The following is a 20,776-nucleotide window of genomic DNA, read 5'->3' as shown; positions in this document are numbered from 1 at the left end:
GGCGCCCCGGACGGGGTGCCGACGGTGGCGGCCAGGCCGCTGCCGGGCGGCGCGCCCACCGCGATCGGGGCGTACCGGCTGCTCGGGCTGATCGGCTCGGGCGGGTTCGGCACCGTCTACCTGGCGCGGCGTCAGGGCTCGGCCACCCAGGTCGCGCTGAAGACGCTGCACGCCGACGCCGGGGACGACGAGGAGCTGCGCCGGCGGTTCGCGAACGAGGCGAAGGTGCTGGCCCTGGCGCCGGCCGCGCACACCGCGCGGGTGCTGGACACCGGCGTCGCCGACGGCACCCCGTTCATCGCGATGGAGCTGCTCGACGGCCGGCCGCTGCAGGCGTTCCTGCGCGAGCGCGGCACCCTCGCCGACCCGGCCGCGCTGCGGGCGCTCGCGGTGGCGCTGGCCGTCTCGCTGGACGCGCTGCACCGCGGCGGGCTGGTGCACCGCGACCTGAAGCCGTCGAACATCATGATGACCAGCGACGGCCCGAAGCTGCTGGACTTCGGGATCTCGCTGATGGCCGACCACACCCGGCTGACCAGGACCGGCGGCATGGTCGGCACGCCGGTGTTCATGGCGCCGGAGCAGCTGGGCGAGGGGCCGGTGGGGCCGGCCGCGGACGTCTGGGCGTGGGCGTGCTGCCTGGTGTGCGCGGCGCACGGCGACAGTCCGTTCGCGACCGCCAACCAGTTCGCCGTCTACCACCGGGTGATGAACGAGGAGCCGGACCCGGCGGGGATCGCCGCCGTCCGCGCGCTCGACCCGGAACTGGCCGGCGTCGTGGAGCGCGCCCTCGCCAAGGACCTGGCGCTGCGCCCGGCCGACGGGGCGGCGCTGCTGGCGCTGCTCACCGCCGACGGCACGCCGGCGGAGCGGCAGATCGCGCGCGGCTGGGACGCCCTGGGCGGCTGAGCCGACTCGTCCGGCGGGGCGCTCCGGCATCATGGGGAGCGCCCCTCCCCCGTTGCGCCAGGAAGCAGGACCACCGTGACCAGCACCGATCAGCCCCTGGACGAGTTGCTGGCCGAGGCGGTGGGCCGGGTGGTGGCGGCGCCGGCCGACGGGCTGGAGTTCGTGGTGGACGGTGCGGCGTCGGCGCTGGCGGCGTCGGCGGACCGGTGGCCGCTGGTGAGCCGGGCGCTGCTGGGTTTCGCGGAGCGGTCGGTGGGCCGGTGCTGGGCGGCGGGCTGGCGGCCGGCGGACCTGGTGCGGGTGGCGCGGCGCGAGCTGAGTGCGGTGCAGGTCGCGCTGGCGGTGGACCTGATCGCGGCGGAGGGCCGCCGGCATCCGGCGGCCGCGCTGGACCGGCGCTGGCTGGAGCAGCTGCGGGAGTTGGAGGCGGAGCCCTGGTGGCCGTCCGACGAGGCGTACCTGCAGGCGTTCGCGGAGCGGCACCGGCTGGACCGGTTCGCGCTGGCGACGGCGGCGCTGGAGCTGCTGCGGGTGTGGGCGCTGCTGCCCCCGGTGCAGCCGGTGGGTCCGGTGCCGGGGCAGTCCGCGCCGCGGGTGAGCGCGCCGCGCAGCGGGGAGCCGCGGATGCTGGGGCGGATCCGGGCGCTGCTGGCGAAGGCCGAGTCGACCGGGTTCCCGGACGAGGCGGAGGCGCTGACCGCGAAGGCGCAGGAGTTGATGGCGCGGCACTCGATCGACGAGGCGCTGCTGTCGGCGGGCGGCCCGGCGTCGGACCAGCCGGCGGCGCTGCGGATCGGCGTGGACAACCCGTACGAGGGCCCGAAGACGATGCTGCTGGACGCGGTGGCGGCCGCGAACCGGTGCCGGGTGGTGTGGGCGAAGGAGTTCGGGTTCTGCACGGTGATCGGTTTCGACGCCGACCTGGACGGCGTCGAGCTGCTGTACACCTCGCTGCTGGTGCAGGCGACGTCGGCGATGCACCGGGCGGGCAGCCGCAAGCACAAGGACGGGGCGGCGCGGACGAAGGCGTTCCGGCAGTCGTTCCTGGTGGCGTACGCGGCGCGGATCCGGGAGCGGCTGGCGGACGCCACCGAGCGGGCCACCGAGGACGCGGCGGCGGGCCGGCCGGCCGAGCCCGGCGACCGGACGGCCGACGGCGGGGCGCTGCCGGTGCCGACCCCGGACGGCGGGCTGCTGCCGGTGCTGGCGGCCCGGGCGGAGGCGGTGGACGACGCGGTGGGCCGGATGTTCCCGAAGCTGGTGTCGCAGCGGGTGCGGGTGAGCGACGGCGAGGGCTGGGTCGAGGGACGGGCGGCCGCCGACCGGGCTACGCTGCACCGTGGTTCGGGCCGGATCGAACGCTGACGGAGCACCGGCCCGGCGAGGGAGGGGAAGCGCTGTGGAGTTCTCGGAACGGGTGCGCGGGTCGCTGCTCGGCGGTGCGCTGGGCGACGCGCTGGGGTGGCCGATCGAGTTCCTGCGCCTGGACGGCATCCGGCGGCACCACGGCGCGGCGGGCCTGACCGACCTGGCGGACGCCGGCCGCGGCGGCCAGGTCACCGACGACACCCAGATGACGCTGTTCACCGCGGAGGGCCTGCTGCGCGGCGGGCGCCGCGAGGACCTGCACGCCGCGTACCGCCGGTGGTTCCACACCCAGCGGATGCCCGGTCCGGTGAGCTCCCCGGACGGCTGGCTGGCGGGGCAGGACTTCCTGTACGCCTCGCGCGCCCCGGGCAACGCCTGCATGACCGGCGTGGTGCTGGACTACCGGGACGCCGTGCCCTTCGGCCAGGAGGGCCCGGTCAACCCGCAGTCGAAGGGCTGCGGCACGGTGATGCGCTCCGCGCCGTTCGGCCTGGCCGGGCTGGGCCCCGAGGCGGCGTTCCGGCGGGCCGCCGACGCCGCGCAGCTGACCCACGGCCACCCGACGGGCTACCTGGCGGCGGGCGCGTTCGCCGCGCTGATCGAGCGGGTGGCGGCCGGGCTGCCGCTGCGGGCGGCGGTGGACGCGACGCTGGCGCAGCTGGCGGCGATGCCCTCGCACGCGGAGACCACGGAGGCGCTGCGCCGGGCGGTGCGGGTGGCGGACGAGGGCCCGGGTTCGGCGGAGGCCGTGGAGCGGGTCGGCCTGGGCTGGATCGCCGAGGAGTGCCTGGCCGTGGCGGTGTACGCGGCGCTGGCCGCGCCGGACGCCCGGTCGGCGCTGGTGCTGTCGGTGAACCACTCGGGCGACAGCGACTCGACGGGCGCGGTCTGCGGCAACCTGGTGGGCGCGCTGTACGGCCTGTCCGGGCTGCCCGCCGACTGGTGCGCCCTGGTGGAGGGCCGGGACGTGCTGCTGCGGGTGGCCGACGACCTGGTCGCGCTGGCCCGCGGCGACCGGGCGGCGCTCGGCGACCGCTACCCGCTGCCGGTCGGCTGAGCCGGCGGGCCCGAGCCCGGCGGAGGCGATCCGCGCGGGCGGTCAGGCCCCGAGCTCGGCGTAGGCGGCGCGCAGCCGGTGCAGGCCGTGCAGTGCCTCGTCCAGGTGGCGGCGGTTGAAGCGGCCGGCGTTGGCGGCGTAGACCTTGCGGCCGATCTCGGAGGTGACGGTGTCGGCCGGGACGTCGTCGGCGCCCCGGGGGATGAACTTGTCGATCTCCTCGAAGGCCGCGATCGCCTCGTCCAGCAGCGGCACAACGGCGGCCAGGGCCTCCGGGGTGTTCTGCCGCGCGCGGGTGCGGGCCAGGTCGCGGTAGTGCTCGCTGACGGCGAGGAACTCACCCGCGTCGAGGAGGGTGGACGCGTCCGCGCCGCCGAACTTCCCGTCCGGGGCGGCGGTCTCCGGGAGCCGGAACTCGAAGCGCCGCGGCCGGCCGCAGGACGGGCAGCGGCCTTCGTGCACGGCGACCAGGGCCCCGGGCTGCCGCCGGACCGACTGCTCGCAGGCGGGCGTCGCCGCGCCGCAGTCGCAGGGGCGCAGGGTCATGTAGAGGTGCGATTCCTTCGGCGAACGCGTGGTCAGCATGCCCGGAACCTACCCCTGCGTCGGGCCGCTCACCGCTGCTCTCCGGAACTGCCCGGGGTCAGTCCCAGAGCGCGCCGAGGGCGAGCAGTTCGTCGCGGTGCTCGATCCGCCCGACCCAGTCCTGCGGCCAGGCGTCCGCGCCGTGCCGGGCGCCCGCGAAGGCGCCGGCCAGGCAGGCCAGCGAGTCGGAGTCGCCGGCCGAGACGGCGGCGCGGCGGACGGCGGCGACCGGGTCGTCGGGGAGCAGCAGGAAGCAGAGCAGCGCGGTGGCGAAGGCCTCCTCGGCGACCCAGCCCTCGCCGGTGCGCTCGCACGGATCGGCTTCGACGTCGCCGGCGGCGAGCGCCGCGTCGAGGCGGTCGAGGGCGCGCAGGCACTCGTCCCAGCCGCGGGCGATGAAGTCCTCCGGCGAGCCGAAGTGGTCGCGGGCGGCGAGGTCGCCGAGCCAGAACTCGTCGTAGTGGCCGCGCTGTTGAAGGGCGTGGGCGCGCAGCCGGGCGGGCAGCTCGGCCGGGTCGACGCCCTGGGCGAGCCATCGGACGGTGAACGCGGTGAGCTCGCTGGCGGCGAGTGCGGTGGGGTGGCCGTGGGTGAGGCCGGACTGCAGCTGGGACGCGCCGGAGATCTGCCGGTCCGTCAGCTCGCGGACCAGGCCGAGCGGGGCGACCCGCATGTTGGCGCCGCAGCCCTTGGAGCCGATGTCGGACGCGTCCTGCCAGGGCCGCCCGGTGGACAGCCGGAAGCAGGACCGCAGGCAGGTCATGCCGGGGGCCCGGTTGTTGCTCGGGGAGCGCCACCAGTCCACGAACTCCTCGCGCAGCGGCAGTTCGAGGCGCAGCGGGACGAGCGGGCCCTCGGCGAGCGCGGTGCGCAGCGCCCGGGCGAGGGCCAGCGTCATCTGGGTGTCGTCGGTGACCAGGGCCTTCTTCGGCAGCGGGAGCTGCCGCCAGTCGGGGCTGAGCAGGCCGATCTCGTGCAGGTTCAGGAATTCGGTGCGTTTGCCGAGGGCGTCGCCGATCGCCAGCCCCAGCATCGCCCCTGTCGCCCGCCCCATGACCCGCCCCTCTCAGACCTCGACCAGCAGTTCCCCCAGTCCGCGGATCACGTAGCCGGGGTTCCACTCGGGTTCGCGCAGCAGCGTCAGCCCGGGGGCCCTGCGCAGCAGCGCGCCGAAGGACTCGGTGAGTTCCAGTCTGGCAAGCGGCGCGCCGAGACAGAAGTGGATTCCGGCGCCGAAGGTGATGTGCGGGTTGTCGGCGCGGCCCAGGTCGAGCCGGTCGGGGTCGGTGAACCGCTCGGGGTCGCGGTTGGCGGAGCCGAACAGCAGCGCCACCTCGGCGCCGCGCGGGATGTGCACGCCGCCGACCTCGATGTCCTCCAGCACCCAGCGTTCGAACATCTGCAGCGGGGTGTCGTAGCGCATCAGCTCCTCGACGGCGGTGGGCAGCAGTTCGTCCACCGCGCCGCGCAGCCGGGCGAGTTCGCCGGGGTTGCGCAGCAGCGCCCACCAGCCGTTGCCGGTGGTGTTGACGGTCGCCTCGTGGCCGGCGTTCAGCAGCAGCACGCAGGTGGAGATCATCTCCTGCTCGCTGAGCGTCTGCCCGTCCTCGGCGGCCCGGGCCAGCGCGCTGATCAGGTCGCTGCCCGGCTCCTCGCGCCGGCGGCGGATCAACTCCCGCAGGTAGGCCGAGAATTCGAGGCTGGCGGTGACCGCCCGGCGGGCGGTGTCCTCGTCCGGGTCGAGTTCGAACATGCCGGTGATGTCGGCCGACCAGGGCCGCAGCAGGTGCCGGTCCGACTCGGGGACGCCGAGCATCTCGGCGATCACGGCGACCGGCAGCGGCTCGGCGACCTTCGCGACCAGGTCGCCGCCGCCGTCCGCGAGCAGGCCGTCGACCAGTTCGCCGGCCATCCGCCGCACCGTCGGGCGCAGCGACTCCACCATGCGCGGGGTGAACGCCTTCGCCACCAGCCGCCGGATCCTGGCGTGGTCGGGGCCCTCCAGGTCCAGCAGGCCGTGGTCGTTGAGGGTGTGGAACGGCTCGTGCGCCGGGTTCGGCGCGCTCTGCCCGAACTCCTCGTGGCCGAAGCGGTGCGTGTAGGTGCGGCCCAGCCGCCGGTCCCGCAGCAGCGCGTTGACGTCCGCGTACCGGGAGACCAGCCACTGGCCGGTCGGCTCGAAGCGGACGACCGGCGCGTGCTCGCGCAGCGTCGCGTACGCCGGGTACGGGTCGGCCACGAACTCGGCCGACCACGGGTCGAAGACGTCGATCGCCACGGTGCGCTCTCCCTGCTCGTCGGACCGCCATCGTATGCGGCCCGACGAACAGAACCGCAGGTCAGCCCCCGGAGAGGTCTCCGTCCACCAGCCTGCGCACCAGCTTCGGCAGCGCCTGCGAGATCGGCTCCCGGATCACCTCGGCCGCGTCGTCGTCCCAGAACGTCGGCTCGCCGTTGACCACGATCAGCTTGGCGCCGCGCTCCAGCGCGGACCCCGGCAGCGTCGCCGCGGGCATCACCTGGAGCGAACTGCCGACCGCCAGGAAGATCCGGCACGACTCGGCGATCCGCTCCGCCAGCGCCAGCACCCGCGCGTCCAGCGCCTCGCCGAACATCACCGTGCGCGGCCGCAGCACCCCGCCGCACCGCGCGCACGCCGGGTCGTCCTCGCCCGCCGCGACCCGCTCCAGCGCCGCCGCCATCGAATCGACGGCCGCGCAGTCGACGCACTGCACCTCGGCCGCGGTGCCGTGCAGCTCGACCACCTTCCGGGCGGGCAGCCCGGCGGCCTGGTGCAGGCCGTCCACGTTCTGGGTGATCACCCGCATCGGCACCCCCGCCCGCTCCAGCTCGACCAGCGCCAGGTGCCCGGCGTTCGGCTTCGCGGCCGCCGCGCCGGCGTCCCGCCGCATCAGCCAGGACCTCCGCCGCACCTCCGTGCTGCCCAGGTACGGGCCGATCGTCACCAGCTCCTGCGCGCCCGGATCACGCTGCCAAAGCCCTTGCGGCCCGCGGTAGTCGAGGATCCCCGAGTCGGTGGAGATCCCCGCCCCCGTCAACACCGCCACCAACGGCCGCTTCTCAGTCATGCCCCGGACGGTACGGCCCGCAGCCGGTCACGGCCACCGGTTATCACCGGCAGGAACGCCACCAGGTACAGCGCCGCCCCGACCGCGAGGAAGTCCAGCGACGCCCCCATCAGCACCGTCCCCACAAGCACCAGCACCGGGCTCCACCAGCGCACCACCCCGCGCACCGTCAGCCGCACCAGCAGCGCGACCAGGCCGACGTACAGCAGCATCGGCACCGCCGTGTACACCAGCGGCATCACGCCCGGCACCGACTGCACCCGGTCGAACAGCTCCGAACGGGCCGCGAGGTCCTCCGAGACGGCGTTCGCGTACAGGTCGATGCCGCTCTGCGCCAGCCCGGCCGCCACCCCCGCGAGCCCCGCCCCCAGCCACACCCGGCCCCACACCCCGCGCACCCCGCCCAGCCGCCACAGCTCCACCAGCCCGAGCCCCATCAGCACCAGCCCCCCGAACAGCGCCAGATGCCCGACCGTCCACCCCCACCCCACCCCGCGCGACCCCGGCACCAACCGCACCGACCCGTACACCGCGAGCAACCCCGTCGACCACCCCAACGCCCGACGCCCCGTCACCATCGCCCAACCCCCATGTGTGAGTGCCTCTTTCCGACACCCCCAACCCTCCCGCGAGAGCCTGCGGCGCGACTCCCCCGCACCGGTGAACCTCGGGCATCCCTCGCCAGGCGGATGGGCGCGAAACCAAGGAGGGCACAACCAGGGGCGCGGGGAACTGCGCGAAGGGGAACGCACCACGTCCTGAAGATCGCGACGCAGGACAATGACCTGCACTTGATCGCGACCTCACGGACGTGGCTGGCGCTTGTCGCGCAGTTCCCCGCGCCCCTGGTTGTGCTCTCCCTGGTTTCGCACCCAGCTCTCGCGCTCCTCCCCCCCTACTCCCCCGCCGTCACCGCCCCCGCCTCGTACGCGAACACCACCGCGTGCACCCGGTCCCGCAGCCCCAGCTTCTGCAGCAGGTTGCTGACGTGCGTCTTGACGGTGTGCTCGCTCACCACCAGCTCCGCCGCGATCTCCGCGTTCGACATGCCCCGCGCGACCAGCCGCAGCGTCTCCAGCTCCCGCGCGGTGAGGGACTCCAGCAGCCGCCCGAGCGGCCGCGGGACGGCCAGCGTCCCGCCGGCCTTCCGCGCCGTGACCTCCCCGATGACCCGCCGGGTGACGGACGGGGCGAGCAGCGCCTCTCCGGAGTTCACCACCCGCACGGCGTGCGCCAGGTCGTCCCGACGGACGTCCTTGAGCAGGAAGCCGCTCGCCCCGGCGTACAGCGCGTCGAAGACGTAGTCGTCCACGTCGAAGGTGGTCAGCATGATCACCTTGCAGCGCGGCAGCTCGGCGCAGACCCGCCGCGCCGCCTCCAGCCCGTCCATCACCGGCATGCGGACGTCCAGCAGCAGGACGTCGGGGTCGTGGGCCCGGACGGCGTCGATCGCCTGCTGTCCGTCGCCGGCCTCCGCGACGACCTCGATGTCGGGCTGGGCGTCGAGGATCATCCCGAACCCGGCCCGGACCAGTTCCTGGTCGTCGGCGATCACCACTCGTATGGTCAACTCTGTTTCCTCTCTCAGGCGTTGAGCGGCAGCTCGGCCGCCACCAGGTAGCCGCGGCCGTCCGCGCGCGGCCCGGTCGAGACGCTGCCGCCGCAGGCCGCCGCGCGTTCCCGGATGGAGAGCAGCCCGCGTCCGCCGGAGCGCCCGTCGACCCCGCCCCCGGCCGGCGCCCCGACCCCGACCCCGTCGTCCGAGACCGACACGCTCAGGGTGGCGCCGTCCCGCACCGCCACCCGGACCACGACCGCGCTCGCCCCGGCGTGCTTGACCACATTGGTGAGCGCTTCCTGGACGATCCGGTAGGCCGCGGCCTGCACCTCGGCGGGCCCGGCCTCCTCGATGCGGGCGTCGACGTCGACGCCCGACTCCCGGACGCGGTCGAGGACGCCCCCGAGCTCCGCCAGTCGCGGCTGCGGCGCGAGCGCGGGCACCGCCCCTTCTTCCTTCAACACGCCGAGCACCCGCCGGAGTTGGACCATCGCGTCGCGCCCGGAGTCGGCGATCGCGTCGAACGCGCGGATCGCCCGCTCGGGGTTGCTGTGCACCACGAGCGGCCCGGCCTCGGCCTGGACAACCATCAGCGAGACCGCGTGGGCGAGGATGTCGTGCATCTCGCGGGCGATCCGGGCGCGTTCCTCGGCGACCGCCCGGGCGGCGTCGCTGGCGGCGCGCAGCCCGGTCTGCCGGGCGCGTTCCGCCTCGGCGCCGGCCAGCCGACGCAACTCCCGTACCAGGGAGCCGAAGAGGAAGCTGCCGACGGACACCACCATGCTGAACAGCATGCCGCTGAAGGAGCGGGTGCCGATCACGTTGCCGGCCACGGTGACGGTCAGCAGCAGGACGCGCTGCCAGTCCTTGCCCCGGTCGGCGAGGGTGTAGATCGCGACGGCCATGCCGACCTGGATCTGCGGCATCGCGAAGTGCGCCAGCACGGACAGCGCCGAGGTGGGCAGGGCGCAGCACAGCAGCACCGGCCAGGGGTGGCGGCGGCGCCACCACAGCGGCACCGACCCGGCCAGCGCCAGCAGGTACGCCCACCAGGTGCCGCCGGGGTGCTCCTGGTCGGTGTGGACGCCCCACAGCGAGACGCCGACGGCGAGCGCCACCAGCGGCCCGTCCACCGCCCACGGGCGGGCCCTCCCCCAGGCCAGCAGGCCCTCTGTCCACTTCCCCATTCGCGCATCCTCTCGCATCGTCCCAAGGCCGCCTCCCCGCCCGGCCCCGGGAACGCCGAAGGGCGCCCCCGACCGGGGAGCGCCCTTGGCGACGCGTCGGCGCGCGGGCGTCACAGCAGCCGCTTGATCTCTCCCCGCGCCCGGTAGAACCCGCCGGACGCGGACTCCCGGACCTCCGCCACCAGGTAGCGGGCCCCGGCCACCCGGACGTCCTTCGGGAACTGCACCCGCCAGCTCGGGTCGAAGCCGGGCGACACCACCCGCACCCGCAGCCGGCTGCCGTCGGCGACGCACTCCACCTCGACGCCGCTGCCGGCCGCCGCGGTGACGCTGACGGTCTCCAGCACCGCGGACGGCACCACCCGTTCGATCCCGCCGCCGGTCACCTCGGCGGTGGCCGGCAGGGTGCCCTGCTCGGCGGCCTGCACGGCGCCCGGCGAGGCGTCCAGGCAGGCCAGCGAGCCGTCGGTGGTGACGACGTACAGCCGGCCGTCGCGGTACTGCATGCTGTACGCGGAGCCGCAGCCGGTGCCGAGCTTCCACAGCCGGGTGCCGTCGGCGGCGAAGCAGTAGACGGACGAGTGGTTGTCGCCCGCGAACACGTACTCGCCGTCGGGCGAGGCCGCGCAGGAGAACACCGAGGCGTCGCACTTGTACGCGGCGACCTCGGAGCCGTCGGCCTTGCGCAGCCGGTGCACCCAGCCCTGCGTGGTGCCGGCGAACACCTCGTCCTTCTCCTGCCAGCCGAACAGCACCGCGCCCTTGGTGCGGGTGTGCCACTGCTGGTCGCCGCCGCGCTTGGCGTACCGGGCGACGCCCGCCGACCAGCCGTGGTAGACGGAGTCGGCGTCGCAGCGCACCATCCAGCCGGAGGAGCCCTGCGCGTTTCGGCGCCACTGGAACTCGTCCTCGTGGTCGACGGTGGTCAGCCCGCCGTTGGCGTCGGCGACGCCGAGCACGCCGTCGTGGATGTCCAGCCAGTAGATGTCGACGTCCTGGGCGATCTCGTACGCCACCCGCGGCACCTTGCCGCCGAGGTCGTACACCTTGCCGTCGTCGCAGCCGGCGTAGATCCACCAGTCGTCGGCGACGATGCACTTGACGCCGTCGGGCAGGCCGAACCGGCCGGTGACCTCGCCGTCCCGGGTCAGCATGTAGACGTCGCCGGCCTCGTTGCCGACCCAGGCGTGCTCCTCGCCGACGTACACCCCGAACGCGGCCGAGCCGGAGCGGAAGCGCCACAGCAGCGGGGCCTGGCGGGCGGTGGAGCGGGTCGAGGTGATCTGCCGGCGCGTCACGGCCCGGCGCTCGCGCACCCCCTGGACGGCGGGCGCGTAGCCCTTGCGGACCTTCTCGCCGATCTTCTTGGCGGCCTGCGCGGCGGCCTTCTCGGCACTCGCGCAGACCGTGGTCCTCGTCGTCCCCGGTTCGCCGATCCGGCCGTAGCGGATCGTCAACTCCACGCCCTTGACCGTGACTTCGTAGAACTTGTGGGCACTGCCCTGGTCCTCGGAGAGTTCCAGGTAGGTCACCTGCGGGTCTGCGGAAACGGTGGCAGACATGGCCGACGCCCCTTTCGGGCACAGAGTTCGGGGGGTGCCGGCGGGGCCGCGAGCCGCCTGCCGACAACCCTCAATCTAGGCCCTGCCACCGACAGCAGCGGCCGCCGGGTCAGCTGCTGTACACCTGCACGCCGCCGCTGAGGGCGCGGGCGATCAGCACGTGCGGCGCCCCGGCGACCGAGGGCACCTTGACGTCGGTGCCGCCGCTCTCGGCGTGCGCCTCCACCTGGTACTGCGCCCCCGCCGGCACGTTCACCATCAGGCCGCCGGAGTCGGTGGACATCTCCGCCCGGGTCGGCGCCTCGGCGAACCGGGCCTCCACCCCGCCGGACTTCACCGTCAGCTTCACGTTCTTCGACTTCAGGCCGAAGGTGTTGATCCCCCCGGAGGTCACCCTGGCGTCCACGTCGCCCGCCACGTCGTGCAGTTGGATGCCGCCGCTGGTCTGGGTGAGCTTCAGCCTGGTGCCCGCCGGGACGTGCACCTCGTAGCCGATGCCGCAGTTGTCGCACGCGTAGGTCAGCTTCAGCACCCCGTCCTTGAGCTCGTGGGTGCCCTGCGGCTCCTGGTCGTCCCAGGCGCGCTTCTCCACCACCCGCACCGGGCCGTCGTCGACCCGCACGTCGATCCCGCCGCTGGTCCCCTCGACCACCAACTGGTCGACCTGGCCGGGCACTTCGTACGACACGGTCTTGCGCTGCTGCTTGTCCCACGGACCGCAGCCCACCGCCCCGACCACCAGCAGCCCCACGACCGCCGCCGCCCCCACGATCCGCTTCACCGCGTTCCTCCTTCTCGACTTCCCCAAGTCTCTCCCGCCCGGGGGCGCCGCCACCTCCCTCCACGGAGTGGTTCCGCCGCCTCCGTCCCCAGGGGGATCCCCTAGGTGAAACCGGGGGCCGGCAACGCCGCAGGGCGGCCACCCCTGGTGGGGTGACCGCCCTGCGGTACTACCGAACGATCGGCCGGAGGATCAGCCGGTGTACGGGCCGTAGTCGTAGTCGTCCAGCGGGACGGCCTGACCGGAGCCCGCGCCGAACGGCGACAGGTCGTAGTCGTCGTAGCCGACGGCCGAGTACATCGCGGCCTTGGCCTCCTCGGTCGGCTCGACCCGGATGTTGCGGTAGCGGGGCAGACCCGTACCGGCCGGGATGAGCTTACCGAGGATGACGTTCTCCTTGAGGCCCAGCAGCGGGTCCGACTTGGCGTGGATCGCCGCGTCGGTGAGGACCCGGGTCGTCTCCTGGAAGGAGGCGGCCGACAGCCAGGACTCGGTGGCCAGCGAGGCCTTGGTGATACCCATCAGCTGCGGACGGCCGGAGGCGGGGTGGCCGCCCTCGGACACCACGCGGCGGTTCTCCTGCTCGAAGCGGCCGCGCTCGACCAGCTCGCCCGGCAGCAGCTCGGCGTCGCCCGACTCGATGATCGTCACGCGGCGGAGCATCTGCCGGATGATGATCTCGATGTGCTTGTCGTGGATCGACACACCCTGCGAGTTGTAGACCTTCTGGACCTCGGCGACCAGGTGGATCTGGACGGCACGCTGGCCCATGATCCGCAGCACGTCGTGCGGGTTGGTCGCACCGACGGTCAGCTTCTGGCCGACCTCGACCGCCTCGCCCTCGCTGACCAGCAGCTTGACGCGCTTGGAGACCGGGTACGCGATCTCGTCGGTGCCGTCGTCCGGCGTGACGACGACCTTGCGGGTCTTCTCGGTGTCCTCGATCCGGACCCGGCCGGCCGCCTCGGAGATCGGGGCGACACCCTTCGGGGTACGGGCCTCGAAGAGCTCGACGACACGGGGCAGACCCTGGGTGATGTCGTCACCGGCCACACCACCGGTGTGGAAGGTACGCATGGTCAGCTGGGTACCGGGCTCACCGATGGACTGGGCGGCGATGATGCCGACCGCCTCACCGATGTCGACCAGCTTGCCGGTGGCCAGCGAGCGGCCGTAGCAGAAGGCACAGGTGCCGACCGCCGACTCACAGGTCAGGATCGAGCGGACCTTGACCGCGCTCACGCCGTGCCGGATCAGCTCGTCCATCAGGACGTCGCCGAGGTCGGTGTTGGCGGTCGCGATCAGCTTGCCGTCGACCGTGATGTCCTCGGCGAGCATGCGGGCGTACACGCTGGTCTCGACGTCGTCGGCCTTGCGCAGCACACCGTCCGCGCCGACCTGGCCGATCTCCAGCTTGAGGCCGCGCTCGGTGCCGCAGTCCTCCTCGCGGATGATCACGTCCTGCGAGACGTCCACCAGACGACGGGTCAGGTAACCCGAGTCGGCGGTACGCAGCGCGGTGTCGGCCAGACCCTTACGGGCACCGTGGGTGGAGATGAAGTACTCCAGCACGGACAGGCCCTCACGGAACGAGGCCTTGATGGGACGGGCGATGGTCTCGTTCTTCGCGTTCGACACCAGACCACGCATACCGGCGATCTGACGCATCTGCATCATGTTTCCGCGCGCGCCCGAGTCGACCATCATGAAGATGGGGTTCGTCTTCGGGAAGTTCGCGGCCATCGCGTCGGCGACCTCGTTGGTCGCCCGGGTCCAGATGCCGACCAGCTCGGACTTGCGCTCGTTGTCGGTGATCAGACCGCGCTCGTACTGCTTCTGGACCTTCTCCGCCTGCGCCTCGTAGCCCTCCAGGATGGCGGGCTTGCTCGGCGGGACGATGACGTCCGAGATCGAGACGGTGACACCGGAACGGGTCGACCAGTGGAAGCCGGCCGCCTTCAGGTTGTCCAGCGTCGCGGCGACGACGACCTTCGGGTAGCGCTCGGCGAGGTCGTTGACGATCGCCGACAGCTGCTTCTTGCCGACCTCGTAGTCGACGAACGGGTAGTCCTCGGGCAGCAGCTCGTTGAAGAGCGCGCGACCCAGGGTGGTGGTGATCCGGAACGGCTCACCCTCGGTCCAGGTCGGCTGACCGTCCTCGTCCACCGGGGCGGCCCAGCCGCGCGGCGGCACGGTGCCGGCCGGCATCCGCAGGTCGATCGGGGCCTGGACGTCCAGCTCGCGGGCGTCGAAGGCCATGATCGCCTCGGCGGTCGAGGAGAAGGAACGGCCCTTGCCCTTGACCTCCTCGCGGTCCGAGGTGAGGAAGAACAGGCCCAGCACCATGTCCTGGGTCGGCATGGTGACGGGGCGACCGTCGGCCGGCTTCAGGATGTTGTTCGAGGACAGCATCAGGATGCGGGCCTCGGCCTGCGCCTCCGCGGACAGCGGCAGGTGCACGGCCATCTGGTCGCCGTCGAAGTCCGCGTTGAACGCGGTGCAGACGAGCGGGTGGATCTGGATGGCCTTGCCCTCGACCAGCTGCGGCTCGAAGGCCTGGATGCCGAGGCGGTGCAGGGTGGGCGCACGGTTCAGCAGCACCGGGTGCTCGGCGATGACCTCTTCGAGGACGTCCCACACCACGGGGCGGGCGCGCTCGACCATGCGCTTGGCCGACTTGATGTTCTGCGCGTGGTTCAGGTCGACCAGGCGCTTCATCACGAACGGCTTGAAGAGCTCCAGCGCCATGGCCTTCGGCAGACCGCACTGGTGCAGCTTGAGCTGCGGGCCGACGACGATGACCGAACGGGCCGAGTAGTCGACTCGCTTGCCGAGCAGGTTCTGACGGAAACGACCCTGCTTGCCCTTCAGCATGTCGCTGAGGGACTTCAGCGGGCGGTTGCCCGGGCCGGTGACCGGACGGCCGCGGCGGCCGTTGTCGAACAGCGCGTCGACGGCCTCCTGCAGCATGCGCTTCTCGTTGTTCACGATGATCTCGGGCGCGCCGAGGTCGAGAAGCCGCTTCAGGCGGTTGTTGCGGTTGATGACGCGGCGGTACAGGTCGTTCAGGTCGGAGGTGGCGAAGCGGCCACCGTCGAGCTGGACCATCGGACGCAGGTCCGGCGGGATCACCGGGACGCAGTCCAGCACCATGCCCTTGGGCTTGTTGCTGGTCTGCAGGAAGGCGGAGACGACCTTGAGGCGCTTGAGCGCACGGGTCTTCTTCTGGCCCTTGCCGGTGCGGATGATCTCGCGGAGGCGCTCGGCCTCCTCGCCCAGGTCGAAGGACTCCAGGCGGTCCTTGAGGGCCGCCGCGCCCATCGAGCCGGAGAAGTAGGTGCCGAAGCGGTCGCGCAGCTCGCGGTAGAGCAGCTCGTCGCCCTCCAGGTCCTGGACCTTGAGGTTCTTGAACCGGGTCCACACCTCGTCGAGGCGGTCCAGCTCGCGCTGGGTCCGGTCGCGCAGCTGCTTCATCTCGCGCTCGGCGCCCTCGCGCACCTTGCGGCGGACGTCGGCCTTGGCGCCCTCGGCCTCCAGCTCGGCCAGGTCGGACTCGGCCTTCTTGGCGCGGGCCTCCAGGTCGGCGTCCCGGCGGTTCTCGATCTGCTGGCGCTCGACCGAGACGTGCGCCTCCAGGGAGGGGAGGTCGCGCTGACGGCGCTCGTCGTCCACCCAGGTGATCATGTAGGCGGCGAAGTAGATGACCTTCTCGAGGTCCTTCGGCGCCAGGTCCAGCAGGTAGCCCAGGCGCGACGGCACGCCCTTGAAGTACCAGATGTGGGTGACCGGGGCGGCCAGCTCGATGTGGCCCATCCGCTCACGGCGCACCTTGGCGCGGGTCACCTCGACGCCGCAGCGCTCACAGATGATGCCCTTGAAGCGGACGCGCTTGTACTTGCCGCAGTAGCACTCCCAGTCCCGGGTGGGACCGAAGATCTTCTCGCAGAAAAGGCCGTCCTTTTCCGGCTTCAGCGTGCGGTAGTTGATGGTCTCCGGCTTCTTCACCTCGCCGTGCGACCACTGGCGGATGTCGTCGGCGGTGGCCAGGCCGATGCGGAGCTCGTCGAAGAAGTTGACGTCAAGCACTGGTCGTCAAGCCCTCTTTCGTGATTCGAGAGTCTGTCTGTTGGTCTGAGGGGGGCCTGGGGGCGGGCCGACCGGCGTCACCGGCCGGCCCGACCTCCGTCAGACCTCTTCGACGCTGCTCGGCTCGCGCCGGGACAGGTCAATGCCGAGCTCCTCGGCGGCGCGGAACACGTCCTCGTCGCTGTCGCGCATCTCGATGGACTGGCCGTCCGAGGACAGCACCTCCACGTTGAGGCAGAGCGACTGCATTTCCTTGATGAGGACCTTGAAGGACTCGGGAATGCCGGGCTCGGGGATGTTCTCGCCCTTGACGATGGCCTCGTAGACCTTCACACGGCCGAGGACGTCGTCGGACTTGATGGTGAGCAGCTCCTGCAGCGCGTACGCGGCGCCGTATGCCTCAAGGGCCCACACCTCCATCTCACCGAAGCGCTGACCACCGAACTGCGCCTTACCACCGAGCGGCTGCTGGGTGATCATCGAGTACGGACCGGTCGAACGGGCGTGCAGCTTGTCGTCGACCAGGTGGTGCAGCTTGAGGATGTACATGTAGCCGACCGAGATCGGCATCGGGAACGGCTCGCCGGAGCGGCCGTCGAACAGCCGGGCCTTGCCGGTGGAGTTCACCAGGCGCTCACCGTCACGGGTGAGGGTGGTGTTGTCCAGCAGGCCGGTGATCTCGTCCTCGCGGGCGCCGTCGAACACCGGGGTGGCGAGATTGGTGCCGCCCTCGACGGTGTCCGCGCCGATCGCCTGCAGGCGCTTGGCCCACTCGTCGGCGAGGCCGGAGACGTCCCAGCCCTGCTTGGCGAGCCAGCCGAGGTGGATCTCCAGGACCTGTCCCGGGTTCATTCGGGACGGGACACCCAGCGGGTTCAGGATGATGTCGACCGGGGTGCCGTCCTCCAGGAACGGCATGTCCTCGACCGGCAGGATCTTGGAGATGACGCCCTTGTTGCCGTGGCGGCCGGCCAGCTTGTCACCGTTGGTGATCTTGCGCTTCTGGGCGACGTAGACGCGGACCAGCTGGTTCACGCCCGGGGGAAGCTCGTCCCCCTCCTCGCGGTCGAAGACGCGGACGCCGATGACCTTGCCGGACTCACCGTGCGGCACCTTCAGCGAGGTGTCGCGGACCTCACGGGCCTTCTCACCGAAGATCGCGCGGAGCAGGCGCTCCTCCGGGGTCAGCTCGGTCTCACCCTTCGGGGTGACCTTGCCGACCAGGATGTCGCCGGTGACGACGTCGGCGCCGATCCGGATGATGCCGCGCTCGTCGAGGTCGGCGAGGACCTCCTCGGAGACGTTCGGGATGTCCCGGGTGATCTCCTCGGGGCCCAGCTTGGTGTCACGGGCGTCGACCTCGTGCTCCTCGATGTGGATCGAGGAGAGGACGTCGTCCTGCACGAGGCGCTGCGACAGGATGATCGCGTCCTCGTAGTTGTGGCCCTCCCAGGACATGAACGCGACCAGGAGGTTCTTGCCGAGGGCCATCTCGCCCTCGTCGGTGCAGGGGCCGTCGGCCAGCACCTGGTTGACCTCGACCCGCGAGCCCTCGTCCACGAGCACCTTCTGGTTGAAGGAGGTGCCCTGGTTGGAGCGGGTGAACTTGGCGGCCCGGTACGTGTTGTACGTGCCGTCGTCGTTCGCCACGGTGACGTAGTCGGCGGAGACCTCCTGGACCACGCCGGCCTTCTCGGCGGTGATCACGTCGGCGGCGTCGACCGCGCAGCGGTACTCCATGCCGGTGCCGACCAGCGGGGCCTCGCTCTTCAGCAGCGGCACCGCCTGGCGCATCATGTTCGAGCCCATGAGCGCGCGGTTGGCGTCGTCGTGCTCCAGGAACGGGATCATGGCGGTCGCGACCGACACCATCTGGCGCGGCGAGACGTCCATGTAGTCGATCTCGGTGCCGGGGATGTAGTCGATCTCGCCGCCGCGGCGGCGGACCAGGACACGCGGCTCGGCGAAGGTCAGCTCCGCGGTCAGCGGGGCGTTGGCCTGCGCGATGACGTAGCGGTCCTCCTCGTCGGCGGTCAGGTAGTCCACGGCCTCGGTGACGACACCGTCGACGACCTTGCGGTACGGGGTCTCGATGAAGCCGAACGCGTTGACCCGGCCGTACGAGGCCAGCGAGCCGATCAGACCGATGTTCGGGCCTTCGGGGGTCTCGATCGGACACATGCGGCCGTAGTGCGAGGGGTGCACGTCTCGGACCTCGAAGCCGGCCCGCTCACGGGACAGACCACCGGGGCCGAGCGCGGACAGACGACGCTTGTGGGTCAGGCCCGACAGCGGGTTCGTCTGGTCCATGAACTGCGACAGCTGGCTGGTGCCGAAGAACTCCTTGATGGAGGCGACGACCGGCCGGATGTTGATCAGGGTCTGCGGCGTGATCGCCTCGACGTCCTGGGTGGTCATGCGCTCGCGGACCACGCGCTCCATGCGGGCGAGGCCGGTGCGGACCTGGTTCTGGATCAGCTCGCCGACGTTGCGCAGGCGACGGTTGCCGAAGTGGTCGATGTCGTCGACCTCGATGACGATGTCGCGGCCTTCGCCGTCACGCCACTCGGTCTCGCCGGCGTGCAGCTTCACCAGGTACTTGATCGTCCCGATGATGTCCGGCTCGGTGAGCACGCCGGAGTCGAGCGACTCGGCGTTGCCCAGCTTGCGGTTCACCTTGTAGCGGCCGACCTTCGCCAGGTCGTAGCGCTTCGGGTTGAAGTACAGGTTCTCCAGCAGCGTCTGCGCGGCCTCACGCGTGGGCGGCTCGCCCGGGCGCAGCTTGCGGTAGATGTCGAGCAGCGCGTCGTCCTGGCCCTGGGTGTGGTCCTTCTCCAGGGTGGCGCGCATCGACTCGTACTCGCCGAACTCCTCGAGAATCATCTCGTTGGTCCAGCCGAGGGCCTTCAGCAGCACGGTGACGGACTGCTTGCGCTTGCGGTCGATGCGGACACCGACCATGTCGCGCTTGTCGATCTCCATCTCCAGCCAGGCACCGCGGGAGGGGATGATCTTGGCGGAGTAGATGTCCTTGTCGGACACCTTGTCCAGGGTGGAGTCGAAGTAGACACCGGGAGAACGCACCAGCTGGGACACGACGACACGCTCGGTGCCGTTGATGATGAACGTGCCCTTGTTGGTCATGAGCGGGAAGTCGCCCATGAACACGGTCTGGGACTTGATCTCACCGGTCTCGTTGTTGGTGAACTCCGCGGTGACGAAGAGCGGGGCCGCGAAGGTGAAGTCGCGGTCCTTGCACTCGTCGATGGAGTTCTTCGGCGGCTCGAAACGGTGGTCCCGGAAGGTCAGGGACATCGACCCGCTGAAGTCCTCGATCGGGGAGATCTCCTCGAAGATCTCCTCCAGACCGGACTTGGTGGGGACGTCCTGACCGCTCTCCAGGGCTGCCTCGACCCGGGACTTCCAGGCCGCGTTGCCGAGCAGCCAGTCAAAGCTCTCGGTCTGCAGGGCGAGGAGGTTGGGGACCTCGAGGGGCTCCTTGATCTTCGCGAACGAGACGCGGAGCGGGGCGGTGGATGCGGAATTGTTCGAGGCGTTGCGCGGCGCGGCCAAGAGGGGGGTCCTTCCGAGGGCTCGGAGCTCACTACGCGCATACCGTCCGCGCCATGGCCGAGGCGGAAAACCCCAGGTCAGGACAGGGGCCACTCCGGGCGACGAGTCACGGAGCAGCTAACAGGCAGCGCAAAGGGACAGTGTAGCCAATGGCGACACTGCTAGCAAGCCCTGATTCGGAGACCGAATCGGACGCTCCTCCCGTACAACCGACAACCCGGGCAGTGATCCCTCACCGGCCGGGCCGTCGCACCCACTCCTGCGTCACCGGGAACCTTCCCAGTGCCGCCGCCGAATATGCATCGGAGACGGTTCCGCTTGGGCACGCGCCTTGAGAATCGCGCGCCGCGTGCCGTTCGTCAAGGCCCCCACCAGGGTGCGGACCTCGTACTGCCCATCGTCGCAGCCGCTCCGGGCGTTACACACGGCCCGTGACGGACTGGCGACGACAGCGATCACCCTACCCCCGGGGGCCGACAGGATCCGAGTCCTGAGGGCTCCGGGCGGCAGAGACGAAGCAGGCCGGGCCGGCCACCCCGAAGGGTGGCCGGCCCGGCCGGAAGAGCACCTCTCAGAGAGAGGACAAAGTCACTTGACGGTGACCTTGGCGCCGGCGCCCTCGAGCTGAGCCTTGGCCTTCTCGGCGGCCTCCTTGGTGACCTTCTCGAGAACCTTGGCACCAGCGGTGTCAACGAGGTCCTTGGCCTCCTTCAGGCCGAGGGAGGTCAGGGCGCGCACCTCCTTGATGACCTGGATCTTCTTGTCGCCCGCGCCATCGAGGATGACGTCGAACTCGTCCTGCTCCTCAACGGCCTCGGCGGCGGCGGCCGGGCCACCGGCGGCGGCAACGGCAACCGGGGCGGCCGCGGTGACGTCGAACTTCTCCTCGAAGGCCTTCACGAAACCGGCCAGCTCGATGAGGGTCATGCCCTCGAACTCGGCGAGCAGTTCGTCGGCGGTGAGCTTCGCCATGATGGCGTCCTTCCACTAATTCGGCAGGTGCCGGATGTACGGATTGGCG

At 71.7% G+C, this 20,776-nt stretch carries 15 protein-coding genes; 3 read left to right on the top strand and 12 right to left on the bottom strand.

Going from position 1 to position 20,776, the window contains the following annotated elements; all coding sequences use genetic code 11:
• The 3 genes from ACWEMJ_RS12780 to ACWEMJ_RS12770 form a co-directional block, all read left to right on the top strand.
• Nucleotides 1–909 (top strand): serine/threonine-protein kinase (locus ACWEMJ_RS12780; RefSeq protein ID WP_452137024.1); only part of this gene is annotated, 909 nt, incomplete at its 5' end.
• A gap of 75 nt (nucleotides 910–984) precedes the next feature.
• Nucleotides 985–2,274, top strand: coding sequence for a DUF2786 domain-containing protein (locus ACWEMJ_RS12775; protein WP_452137023.1), 1,290 nt, complete (start codon nucleotides 985–987; stop codon nucleotides 2,272–2,274).
• A 34-nt stretch (nucleotides 2,275–2,308) separates the two neighbouring features.
• Nucleotides 2,309–3,334, top strand: a complete 1,026-nt coding sequence (locus ACWEMJ_RS12770; RefSeq protein WP_452137022.1) for an ADP-ribosylglycohydrolase family protein — start codon at nucleotides 2,309–2,311, stop codon at nucleotides 3,332–3,334.
• 42 nt (nucleotides 3,335–3,376) lie between these two features.
• On the opposite strand, the gene ACWEMJ_RS12765 is transcribed toward ACWEMJ_RS12770, so the two are convergent.
• From ACWEMJ_RS12765 to rplL, 12 genes are all read right to left on the bottom strand, one after another.
• Complete coding sequence (locus ACWEMJ_RS12765) at nucleotides 3,377–3,919, bottom strand: hypothetical protein (protein WP_452137021.1); 543 nt, start codon at nucleotides 3,917–3,919, stop codon at nucleotides 3,377–3,379.
• 58 nt (nucleotides 3,920–3,977) lie between these two features.
• Nucleotides 3,978–4,973, bottom strand: coding sequence for an ADP-ribosylglycohydrolase family protein (locus ACWEMJ_RS12760; protein WP_452137020.1), 996 nt, complete (start codon nucleotides 4,971–4,973; stop codon nucleotides 3,978–3,980).
• Between the two features lie 12 nt (nucleotides 4,974–4,985).
• Nucleotides 4,986–6,197, bottom strand: a complete 1,212-nt coding sequence (locus tag ACWEMJ_RS12755; protein WP_452137019.1) for a cytochrome P450 — start codon at nucleotides 6,195–6,197, stop codon at nucleotides 4,986–4,988.
• A gap of 61 nt (nucleotides 6,198–6,258) precedes the next feature.
• A complete protein-coding gene (locus ACWEMJ_RS12750; RefSeq protein WP_452137018.1) occupies nucleotides 6,259–7,008 on the bottom strand; it encodes an SIR2 family NAD-dependent protein deacylase in 750 nt (249 codons plus the stop codon).
• Entirely contained in the window at nucleotides 7,005–7,586 is a 582-nt protein-coding gene (locus ACWEMJ_RS12745) for a hypothetical protein (protein ID WP_452137017.1), read from the bottom strand. Before ACWEMJ_RS12745 ends, ACWEMJ_RS12750 begins: the two co-directional genes overlap by 4 nt.
• A 317-nt stretch (nucleotides 7,587–7,903) precedes the next feature.
• The gene (locus tag ACWEMJ_RS12740) at nucleotides 7,904–8,578 is read right to left on the bottom strand and encodes a response regulator (RefSeq protein WP_452137016.1); all 675 of its coding nucleotides are present in this window, start codon (nucleotides 8,576–8,578) and stop codon (nucleotides 7,904–7,906) included.
• Between the two features lie 14 nt (nucleotides 8,579–8,592).
• On the bottom strand, nucleotides 8,593–9,753 hold the full coding sequence (locus tag ACWEMJ_RS12735; protein ID WP_452137015.1) for a sensor histidine kinase: 1,161 nt from the start codon (nucleotides 9,751–9,753) through the stop codon (nucleotides 8,593–8,595).
• A gap of 110 nt (nucleotides 9,754–9,863) precedes the next feature.
• Nucleotides 9,864–11,315: a WGR domain-containing protein gene (locus ACWEMJ_RS12730; RefSeq protein ID WP_452137014.1), complete on the bottom strand. Its 1,452-nt coding sequence runs from the start codon at nucleotides 11,313–11,315 to the stop codon at nucleotides 9,864–9,866.
• 109 nt (nucleotides 11,316–11,424) lie between these two features.
• Nucleotides 11,425–12,096 (bottom strand): DUF4097 family beta strand repeat-containing protein, encoded by a 672-nt coding sequence (locus tag ACWEMJ_RS12725; protein WP_452137013.1) that lies wholly within the window; start codon nucleotides 12,094–12,096, stop codon nucleotides 11,425–11,427.
• A 192-nt stretch (nucleotides 12,097–12,288) separates the two neighbouring features.
• Nucleotides 12,289–16,182 carry a DNA-directed RNA polymerase subunit beta' gene (locus ACWEMJ_RS12720; RefSeq protein WP_452137012.1) on the bottom strand — a complete coding sequence of 1,298 codons (3,894 nt, stop codon included), beginning with the start codon at nucleotides 16,180–16,182 and terminating at the stop codon, nucleotides 12,289–12,291.
• 99 nt (nucleotides 16,183–16,281) lie between these two features.
• A complete protein-coding gene (gene rpoB / locus ACWEMJ_RS12715) occupies nucleotides 16,282–19,755 on the bottom strand; it encodes a DNA-directed RNA polymerase subunit beta (RefSeq protein WP_452137011.1) in 3,474 nt (1,157 codons plus the stop codon).
• A gap of 588 nt (nucleotides 19,756–20,343) precedes the next feature.
• Nucleotides 20,344–20,727 (bottom strand): 50S ribosomal protein L7/L12, encoded by a 384-nt coding sequence (gene rplL, locus ACWEMJ_RS12710; protein ID WP_452137010.1) that lies wholly within the window; start codon nucleotides 20,725–20,727, stop codon nucleotides 20,344–20,346.
• Nucleotides 20,728–20,776: the final 49 nt, after the last annotated feature.

Source organism: Kitasatospora sp. NPDC004531, assembly GCF_053602195.1.
This window is presented reverse-complemented; position numbering and strand designations above follow the sequence as displayed.